Raw genomic sequence first — 8747 nt, 5'->3', positions numbered from 1 at the left:
GTGCCGACGGCTTGTTCAGGAATAGTGCTCACGTGTCCACCAAAAAGTTGAAGGTGGACACGAGCGTCCTATGCGCCTAACGCAGATTCAAGATGGGATGGCTGGACGCTTACCAATAGACGATTGCGTAGGCGCCAAGGCCCATCACAGCGGCAGCCATGGGAAAACCGACCAGCAACGCAGGTCCCCACGACGTCACTTGTTCCCAAAAGGCGTCGGGCCACGTCTGAGGTGAGCTCCAGGTCCATTGGGTCGTCACTTCTGAGGACTTGATAGCTACTTGTCGAGGAACGACAAAAGACCCCAGAAAAGCTGAGAGGCCCCAGATGGGGGCCATGGTTAAGGGGTTGGTCAACCAAGTTGCCGCTGCCGCTGCTGCCACATTGGCCCGAAGAAAAACGGCCACCAGCATGGCAGCCGGCATCTGCAGGGGCAGCGGAAACACACCAATGCCGACCCCCAGCGCCACACCTAGGGCTACACCGCGCCGGTGCAAAACCCAAAGGCGCGGGTGCACCCGCAGGTAGTGACCCAGCCAGGCAAAGCCTTGCATTTGCTCCAGAGTTTGAGCGGTGGGAAACCAGCGGCGAAGGCGCTTTTTGAATTCAGCCATGGAGCCGCGTGCATCAAACCAGGTTGCCGAACCCCGCAAATGGCAGGGACAAGTGAGGAACTGTATCGCGTCGACTCTCTCGCGACTATGGCAGCGAGCCGCAGCGCGCTCAGGGTATGAATTGCCGGTCTTGCGCCACTTGTTTTCCAAGGGCCTCAAAAGGGCCGGATACTTCTTTCCAGTTCTGCCTTGAGCGTGGGTGCAAGCCGCAGCTGGCGTGCCAGCTCATCCAGATAAGCCCGCTCCATGAAGGAAGTGTCATCGGCCATCAGCAAGCTGGCAAGGTACATCTCGGCGCCAAGCTCCTGAGTGCTGGCTGCACTTGCAACCTCTGCAGGATCCAAGGGCTTGCGCAGTTCATCTTCCATCCACTGCCGCAGAGGGGGGTCTGCGTCAATTCGCTCAAGCTCATCATGGATGAGCCCGCGCTCACGTTCATCGAGATGACCATCCGACTTGGCGGCTGCGATCATGGCCTTGAGGACCGCCTGGCTCTGCACTTCCTCTCCCTTCAAGCCTGCGCCTAGTTCAGGATGTAGTGTCCGCGCCGGTGACGCTGGAGGTGCTTTCTGCGGCTCCTGCTGCGATTGCCAGTAGGTGTAGGCTTTGAACGCTGCAGCCCCTAGAGCAGCGGCGCTGCCAACTTTCAGTGCCGAGCCACCCATGCTGCGGCTCCTCTTGCTGCCAAGCAACATGCCCAGCAGTCCTCCGGCGGATGTACCCGATACCGACTTCCCCCAATCAGCGTTTTCATAGCGATCGGATGAGCGATCGCCTCTGCTGTTTCGACTCTTGCTGTTGTCCATCCCAGACAAACCGGACTTCAGCAGCTGCTCGAGCATTTTTTGTGCACTCATCTCGCAAACCTTTCATTCATTCAATAGAAATTGCCTGGCGAAGAAAGCTCAGATCAGCAATGCCAACACAAAGATCCCCACCATGATGAAAGACAGTACGACCTTGGCAATCAGACCAACCATGATCCCGACCCAGGTTGCAACGCCCACCCTGACGGCGTGCCGCTGGTCTTTCTGAACCATGTACTCCCCAATGGCGGCACCTACCAAGGGCATGAAAAGCACGCCGACCAAACCCATGAAGAGTCCCGCTACAGTCCCCACTGCTGCACCCAGAAGCGCTTTCTTGCTGGCACCGACCCTTCGGGCGCCCAGCAGCCCAGCCACATAGTCCAGGCTCCAGGCAAGCACTGCCAACACAGTGACCATCACCACCGTGGTCGTACCCACGCGGGCGAAGTCGTCAATCCACGCCCCCAGCAAGATCCCGCCCCAGACCAGCAAGGTGCCTGGCAACAAAGGCAGCACGGTGCCCGCCAAGCCCAGCAAAATCAACGCACTACTCAGTACCCAAAGCATTGTGGTTTCCACATTCAGCTTTCAGAATAAACGGACGAAGGTGATCCGCTGTGTTGCGCCCAAGCTCCCGTTGGTCTGCGGCGCCTTAAACACACCCAGCCGGGTTGAGAGCCATGTACATATGGACACGCGCTTTGCATGGAATGAGACCCAGAGCTATCCCGTTGGGCGAACACGGCTGGCTGGCTGATTCTGCTCAACGTTGGACCCTTTCAAAAACTCTCGGTAATGGGTGCGCTGCGGTACATCCACTGCCCGGATACGCAAGTGCGTGCGCACCGCGGGGGTGTTGAGCAGGTCGGCCAGAACGCGGGCGTTTACCTCGCCGGTCTGTCCACCGCAGGCACCGCAGTCCAGGCCTGCGGCGTGGGGATAGCTTGCGCTGCGGCTACGGGCTGCCGTCTTCAAGAACGTCACCATGGATGCCTTCGCCGTAATTGAAATTGGCCAGGCAGCTTGGTTAGGCCGACCGCATCAGCACCTTCTACGGCCCAGGACAATGGTTTGCAGGGTCCAGACTCAAGTTGTCCACCGCATCAGCGTCACAAGCAGCACCAAGACACCCAGGCCGAGGTTGATCGCTACCCATGTGCGAATCTGCACTAGGATCGTACTCCCGGCGTTCCACTCGGACGCCGCCACGGCCCGGCCGAGCCTCCTAAAGAGCGCAAAGCGGAGGTGCATGAAGATCGCAACCATCGCGACCCCAAGAATCGCCATGATGGTCCAAGCCAGCGGCATCTCGAAGCTACCACCCGACTGCACCAACTGCTTGGCGAAGCGTCCCAGCATCCAGACACCGCTGACCAGTGTCAGCAATGACGCCACCAGAACCGCCTTGAAGAAGCGGCCAAGCACATCGTGCATGAAGCGCAGCCGTACCGGTGGATCCAACTGAGCACCTGCCGGCCGCAGGAAGAAGTGGACAAACACCATTCCACCGACCCACACGATGATGGACAGCACATGAACAGTCTTGAGGGTCGCATAGATCATCGATTATTCCCAATCAATTTCAAACCCAGCCTAGCTGTGGGCTTGTGCTTTGGCCTGCACCTACCACCGCTCGTCCCGGACGACAGCGGCTGCGTCTCGCAGGCGCTGCACGATCGGCAGCGTCATGTGGACTCGGCGACAGGAGGCTGCCCGCGGGTCTTCCACAGCGACACCAGCACACCACCGGCGATCAGACCGAAGGTCACGCTCAGCGAGATCACCGCTGGGATCTTGCCGATGATGCCCACCAGGAAAATCTTAGAGCCGATGAATACAAGCACCAGGGCCAGCGCGTATTTAAGGTACTTGAAGCGATGGATCATTGCGGCAAGCGCAAAGTAGAGCGCTCGCAGGCCCAGGATCGCAAAGATGTTGCTGGTGTAGACGATGAAGGGGTCGGTGGTGATCGCGAAGATGGCCGGCACCGAATCGACCGCGAAAACGAGGTCGACGAACTCCACCAGCACCAACGCCAGGAACAGGGGCGTCGCGAAGCGTTCCAGCTTACCCGTCTTTGGGTCGGTCTCGCGCACCCAGAAGGCGTTGCCGCGCAGGCCATCGGTCACGCGCATGTGCCGCTTCAGGAACTTCAGCAGCGGGTTGTTCGCGATGTCGGGCATGTGGTCGGCAATGATCCACATCTTGATGCCGGTGAAGATCAGGAAGGCGCCGAACAGGTACAGCACCCAGCTGAATTGGCTCACCAATGTCGCACCCAGGCCGATCATGATTGCGCGCAACACGATCACGCCCAGGATGCCCCAGAACAGCACCCGGTGCTGGTACTGCCGTGGGATGGCGAAGAAGCTGAATATCAGCGCGATGACGAACACGTTGTCCATCGACAGCGACTTCTCGATCATGAAGCTGGTGTAGTAGTCCATGCCGCTTTGCGCGCCCAGGAACCACCACACCCAAGCGCCGAAGAGCAGCGCCACGCTGATGTAGCCGGCCGACAGCAGCAGGCTCTCGCGAACGCCGATTTCCTTGTCGTCCTTGTGCAGGACGCCCAGGTCGAATGCCAACAGCGCGATGACGATACCGACGAAGGTGAGCCAGACCCAGGCGGGCTTGCCCAGGAAGTCGGCCGTGAAGAAGGGAATCAGGAAGTCCATGTCTTGTTCTCAAGTTGGGAGGATCGTTGAAACAACCGCGCGCGTACTCATCAATCTGCGGAACACAAGTGCCGAGACAGCAGAGCGGGAGATAAAAAACCACTTGGCGCGCAGATCATGAACGAACTTTCCTTGTTGTTTGGATACCGAGAAGTGTCAGGATCAATGCGTTTCGAACAAACCAGCTTGAAACACACTTAAACTTCGGTTTTTCCGCACTGGAGCAAACATGCTGAACTACCGCCATCTCCATTACTTTTGGGTCGTCACCAAGGAGGGCGGTTTCGCCCGTGCAGCCGAACGTCTGGACATGGCGGTGCAAACCATCAGCGCGCAGGTACGCGAACTGGAGAAGGCGTTGGGCCACCAGCTCCTCAAACCTTCGGGGCGTGGCGTAGCCCTCACCGAGGCAGGCCAAGCCGCCTTCGCGCGCGCCGAGGAGATTTTTCAGCTGGGCCAGGGCATCCCCGATGAGGTGCGTGAAGCCGGTAGCGGCAAGGTGGCCCGCCTGGCGGTCGGGCTCTCCGACGGAATCTCCAAGCTGGCCGCCCATGCGCTGCTGGAACCCGTGCTGAGCACACCCAACCTTCGGCTCATATGCCACGAGGGCGAGTTCGAACAGCTGCTCAGCGAACTGGCGCTGCATCACCTGGACCTCGTGCTGGCCGGTCAGGCTGCTCCGCGCAATCCGAACCTGCGCCTCACCAGCGAGCGACTCGTCGATTCGCCGGTCGAGTGGTACGGCCCCGCCCGTCTGGTCGGCAAGACCGAGCGCGACCGCTTTCCGCAAAGCTTGAACGATCTACCGGTGCTGCTGCCCACGGGACACTCGGCCCTGCGACCGACGCTGGACCACTGGTTCGAGTCACAGGGCCTGCGGCCCCGCATCGTTGGCGAATTTGAAGACAGTGCGCTGCTGGCGGTCTTCGCCGCCCGCGGGCTGGGCGTGTTCCCGGTCAGCCAGCTTGGGGCGGACGACGTCGGCCTGATGCGCGGACTTCGCTTGCTGGGCAGCAGCGAAGGCGTGAAGGAGGAAATCCACGCCATTCGCTCTCGTCGTGGACAGCATCACCCATTGGTGGCGCAGGTGGTGGCTGCGGGGCGGCGTTGATCGCTGCCTGACCGACTCCCGTCAAGCGGCGTCTCGGAGCCGGGCTCCTCAGCATCGACGAGCCTTCAACGGTGCCGGCCGACTCGCTCGCGTGTGCGACGCTCGGTCTGGATCGGGATGGGTACGAGCACTGGCGCAGGCTGTGGCGTCCATTCCCTGATTGACTCCTGCAGCGACTGCAGGTTTTTTCCGACCCGGGCGAGTACGAGAAACGCTGAATGTGAAGAAAGCTTCATGACAGATAGATTGACAGTGTTGGAGTAGCGAAATGTGGATCCGTAACAACTTCGGAGGAAGGGGTTCTTTCGAGACTCGAACTCAGGAAAATACGAACCTGCAAGGGCATAAAGTCGCAAGCTGTGACCACAACCTCCTTTTGCCCTGCCGGCACCACGCCAGTGCTCGGGGTACCGCTCGCATTGTCGAGCGGTACCCCCAGTACGGGTCCGTGGCTTCGGGCGGTCCTCTTCACCTTGTTGGTCTGGGCAACGGTGGTGTGCACCGGTATCGGCGGCACTGTGGGCCTCGCGTCTCAGTCCCTTTCCAGCAAGCTCACGGCCAATGTGCAGCATGTGCAGCGGCATGGTGGAACTTCGCTCACATCGCGAGCTGTGCGGCGCGATCAAGCTGCGGCAATGTCGGTCCAGCACGTTGCGGGCGACTCGCAGGCCCTGGGCTGGGATTTCACAGACGGGACACCGCCGGCAGGTGAGGTAGGACTTCAGATCGATACGCAGCGGGCGAACGAGCCATCGCTTTCGGCCACCGAGCCGAACCTGAAGCAGCTCCGCCGTGCGCACCCAAGCCGCGCGCCACCCTTCGTGGCTTGACGCCGTGCGCGCACCTGCTGCGCGCAGCCCTTCCCCTCCTGTAGCCCGCGTGCGCACGCCGAAGTGCTGCGCGCGCCGTCAAGACTGCTCCATGAAGAATTCACCCTACCTGGTGGCCCTGTACCTGGCCATCGTCGTGGCGGGCCTGCTGTTCGCTTTGCCCAATGTGCTCCCCGCCTCCGTGCTCGAACGCTGGCCCAGTGTTCTGCCCAACAAACCCGTGTCACTCGGCCTGGACCTTCGCGGCGGCTCGCACCTGGTGCTGGAAGTGGACGGCACCGAGCTGCAACGTGAGCGCGTACGCACCCTCGGCGAAGAGGCACGGCGCACCTTGCGCGAAGCGGATGTTCCTTGGCGCAGTGTTAAAGCGGGCGAGCGCGGCGTGTCGATTGTGCTGCGCGATGCCGGCCAACAAGCGCGCGCCATCGACGTGCTTTCCGCGCTGGCCACCCCCGTGGGTGCAGCGCGCGCAGACCTGGACGTGGCGGGCCGCCAGATCGATGGCAGCGACGGCGTCGAGCTCACGTTGACGGCCGAAGGGCAGCGCCAATCCATCACCCGCGCCGTGGAGCAGAGCCTGGAGGTCATCCGCAAACGGGTCGATCAGGTCGGGGTGGCCGACCCCACCATCCAGCGTATCGGCGCCGACCGTATTCTGGTGCAGCTGCCCGGTTTGCAAGACCCGGCTCAGCTGCGCGCGTTGCTCGGGTCGACGGCGAAGATGAGTTTTCATCTGCTGGGCAATACGTCCAGCCCGGACGGTATCCGGACGCTGGAGGACAGCCAGGGCAACAGCTATCCAGTCCGAAACAGCGTTGTGCTGAGCGGCGACCGCTTGTCCGATGCCAGTGCAGGCTTCGATCCCCAGACGCGCGAACCCGTCGTCAACTTCCGGTTCGATCGCACCGGCGCGCGCGAGTTTGGCGCCATCACACAAGCCAACGTGGGCCGGCCCTTTGCCATCGTGCTCGACGGCAAGGTGCTGAGCGCGCCTGTGATCCGCGAACCCATCACCGGCGGGTCGGGCCAGATCTCCGGCAGCTTCACCGTGCAGGAAGCGGGCACGCTGTCGGCGCTGCTGCGCGCGGGCGCGCTGCCGGCCAAGCTGACGGTGATCGAAGAGCGCAGTGTGGGCGCCGACCTGGGCAGCGACGTGATCCAGAAAGGCGTCTACGCCGGCATCGGCGCCTTCGTGCTGGTGTTCCTGTTCATGTTTGTGCTGTATGGCGGCTGGGGCCTGGTGGCCAACATTGCCCTGGCGCTGAACGTGGTGCTCACAGTGGCGGGTATGAGTTTGCTGGGCGCCACCCTCACCTTGCCGGGCATTGCGGGCATCGTGCTGGGGATCGGGCTGGCGGTGGACGCCAACGTGCTCATCAACGAGCGCATTCGCGAAGAAACGCTGAAAGGCAAGGCGGCCATCACGGCCATCGATGCGGGCTTCCAGCGCGCGTACGCCACCATCATGGACAGCAACGTCACCGCGCTGATCGCCACGCTGCTGCTGTTCATGTTCGGCTCGGGGCCGGTGCGGGGCTTCGCGATCACCATGGCGCTGGGCATCGTGATCTCGATGTTCACAGCCGTGTCGGTGGTCAAGGTGATCATGCTGTCCATTGCACGGCGCCGCCGCTTGAAGACCATGCAGATCCGGCCGCTGTTCGGCTTTCGCCCGGTACCCGACGGCACGCAGTTCAACTTCATGAAAGCGCGCTTCGTCAGCCTGGGCTTGTCGGCGATGCTGGTGGTGGGCTGTGTGCTGCTGATGTTCAAGCCCGGCCTGAACTTCGGCATTGATTTCCGGGGTGGCATCCAGATGGAGGTAGCGGCCACTGCGCCGGCCGACCTGGCGCCCTACCGCGCGCAACTGGCCGGGCTGGGGCTGGGTGAGGTCTCGCTGCAAGCCATCGGTGGCGAAGGCCGCCTGCTGGTGCGGGTGGAGCTGCAGCCCGGCGGCGAGACACAGCAGACTGCGGCCGTCGAACGGCTCAAGAGCGCCGTGCTTGCAATCGACCCACAAGCCACCTTCGACCGCACCGAGGTGGTGGGGCCCAAGGTGAGCGGAGAACTGGCCGCCGCCGGTGTGCTGGCCGTCATACTGGCCAGCATCGCCATGCTCATCTACATCTGGGTGCGCTTCGAGTGGCCCTTTGCGGTGGGCTCCATCCTGACGCTGGTGCTGGACGTGATCCTGACGCTGGGCGTGTTTGCGCTCACAGGCCTGGACTTCAGCCTGACGGCGATTGCCGCCTTGCTGACGCTGGTGGGCTACTCGGTGAACGACAAGGTGGTGGTCTATGACCGCATGCGCGAGAACCTGCGCAGCCATCGCAAGCGCTCGCTGCGCGAGGTGATCGACCTGTCCATCAACCAGACGCTGACGCGCAGCCTCTACACCTCGGTCACTGCATTCCTGGCCGTGTTGCCGCTGGCCGTCTGGGGTGGTTCGGCGGTGGCCAGCTTCGCCGTGCCGATGGCATTCGGCATTGTCATCGCAGCGTGTACGTCGATCTTCATCGCGGCGCCGATCCTGCTGTTCCTGGGGGACTGGCGAGCGCGCCGTGGCGTCGTCATGTTTGCAGCCGTTGCCCCCGATCCTTCAGGACTGACCTCAACCCGGACCGGACCCGCGGATGCAGCGTGAGCCGGTGCGAAGAGCGCAGATCGCGTCAGGGTCGCGCTCCGCCGTTCGCCGGAGGCTGGCGC

General features: G+C 62.2%; 8 protein-coding genes. 2 read left to right on the top strand and 6 right to left on the bottom strand.

Features of this window, described 5'->3' with window-relative positions; all coding sequences use genetic code 11:
* Positions 1–109: 109 nt before the first annotated feature.
* The 6 genes from FFS09_RS26900 to FFS09_RS26875 all read right to left on the bottom strand — a co-directional run bounded on the left by FFS09_RS26900 (position 110) and on the right by FFS09_RS26875 (position 4100).
* Positions 110–613 carry a DUF2062 domain-containing protein gene (locus tag FFS09_RS26900; RefSeq protein ID WP_137921985.1) on the bottom strand — a complete coding sequence of 168 codons (504 nt, stop codon included), beginning with the start codon at positions 611–613 and terminating at the stop codon, positions 110–112.
* 155 nt (positions 614–768) lie between these two features.
* Entirely contained in the window at positions 769–1470 is a 702-nt protein-coding gene (locus tag FFS09_RS26895; RefSeq protein ID WP_137921984.1) for a tellurite resistance TerB family protein, read from the bottom strand.
* Between the two features lie 48 nt (positions 1471–1518).
* Positions 1519–1989 (bottom strand): DUF456 domain-containing protein, encoded by a 471-nt coding sequence (locus tag FFS09_RS26890; protein ID WP_252374537.1) that lies wholly within the window; start codon positions 1987–1989, stop codon positions 1519–1521.
* A gap of 156 nt (positions 1990–2145) precedes the next feature.
* Entirely contained in the window at positions 2146–2409 is a 264-nt protein-coding gene (locus FFS09_RS31720) for a putative inorganic carbon transporter subunit DabA (RefSeq protein WP_137921982.1), read from the bottom strand.
* Between the two features lie 99 nt (positions 2410–2508).
* Positions 2509–2985, bottom strand: coding sequence for a CopD family protein (locus FFS09_RS26880; RefSeq protein ID WP_137921981.1), 477 nt, complete (start codon positions 2983–2985; stop codon positions 2509–2511).
* Between the two features lie 122 nt (positions 2986–3107).
* Entirely contained in the window at positions 3108–4100 is a 993-nt protein-coding gene (locus FFS09_RS26875; protein WP_137921980.1) for a TerC family protein, read from the bottom strand.
* Positions 4101–4329: 229 nt separating this feature from the next.
* On the opposite strand from FFS09_RS26875, the gene FFS09_RS26870 reads away from it, so the two are divergent.
* Both FFS09_RS26870 and secD read left to right on the top strand, forming a co-directional pair.
* Complete coding sequence (locus tag FFS09_RS26870; RefSeq protein ID WP_137921979.1) at positions 4330–5211, top strand: LysR family transcriptional regulator; 882 nt, start codon at positions 4330–4332, stop codon at positions 5209–5211.
* 921 nt (positions 5212–6132) lie between these two features.
* Positions 6133–8685, top strand: a complete 2553-nt coding sequence (gene secD / locus FFS09_RS26865) for a protein translocase subunit SecD (protein ID WP_137921978.1) — start codon at positions 6133–6135, stop codon at positions 8683–8685.
* Positions 8686–8747: the final 62 nt, after the last annotated feature.

Origin of the sequence: Hydrogenophaga sp. 2FB, from assembly GCF_005503365.1 — a bacterium.
Lineage (GTDB): Bacteria > Pseudomonadota > Gammaproteobacteria > Burkholderiales > Burkholderiaceae_C > Hydrogenophaga.
This window is presented reverse-complemented; position numbering and strand designations above follow the sequence as displayed.

Bases quoted from the DNA above. Each gene is read 5' to 3' on its own strand.
- FFS09_RS26895 (WP_137921984.1), bottom strand. From the start codon at position 1,470: ATGAGTGCACAAAAAATGCTCGAGCAGCTGCTGAAGTCCGGTTTGTCT.
- secD (WP_137921978.1), top strand. From the start codon at position 6,133: ATGAAGAATTCACCCTACCTGGTGGCCCTGTACCTGGCCATCGTCGTG.
- FFS09_RS31720 (WP_137921982.1), bottom strand. From the start codon at position 2,409: ATGGTGACGTTCTTGAAGACGGCAGCCCGTAGCCGCAGCGCAAGCTAT.
- FFS09_RS26900 (WP_137921985.1), bottom strand. From the start codon at position 613: ATGGCTGAATTCAAAAAGCGCCTTCGCCGCTGGTTTCCCACCGCTCAA.
- FFS09_RS26890 (WP_252374537.1), bottom strand. From the start codon at position 1,989: ATGCTTTGGGTACTGAGTAGTGCGTTGATTTTGCTGGGCTTGGCGGGC.
- FFS09_RS26880 (WP_137921981.1), bottom strand. From the start codon at position 2,985: ATGATCTATGCGACCCTCAAGACTGTTCATGTGCTGTCCATCATCGTG.
- FFS09_RS26870 (WP_137921979.1), top strand. From the start codon at position 4,330: ATGCTGAACTACCGCCATCTCCATTACTTTTGGGTCGTCACCAAGGAG.
- FFS09_RS26875 (WP_137921980.1), bottom strand. From the start codon at position 4,100: ATGGACTTCCTGATTCCCTTCTTCACGGCCGACTTCCTGGGCAAGCCC.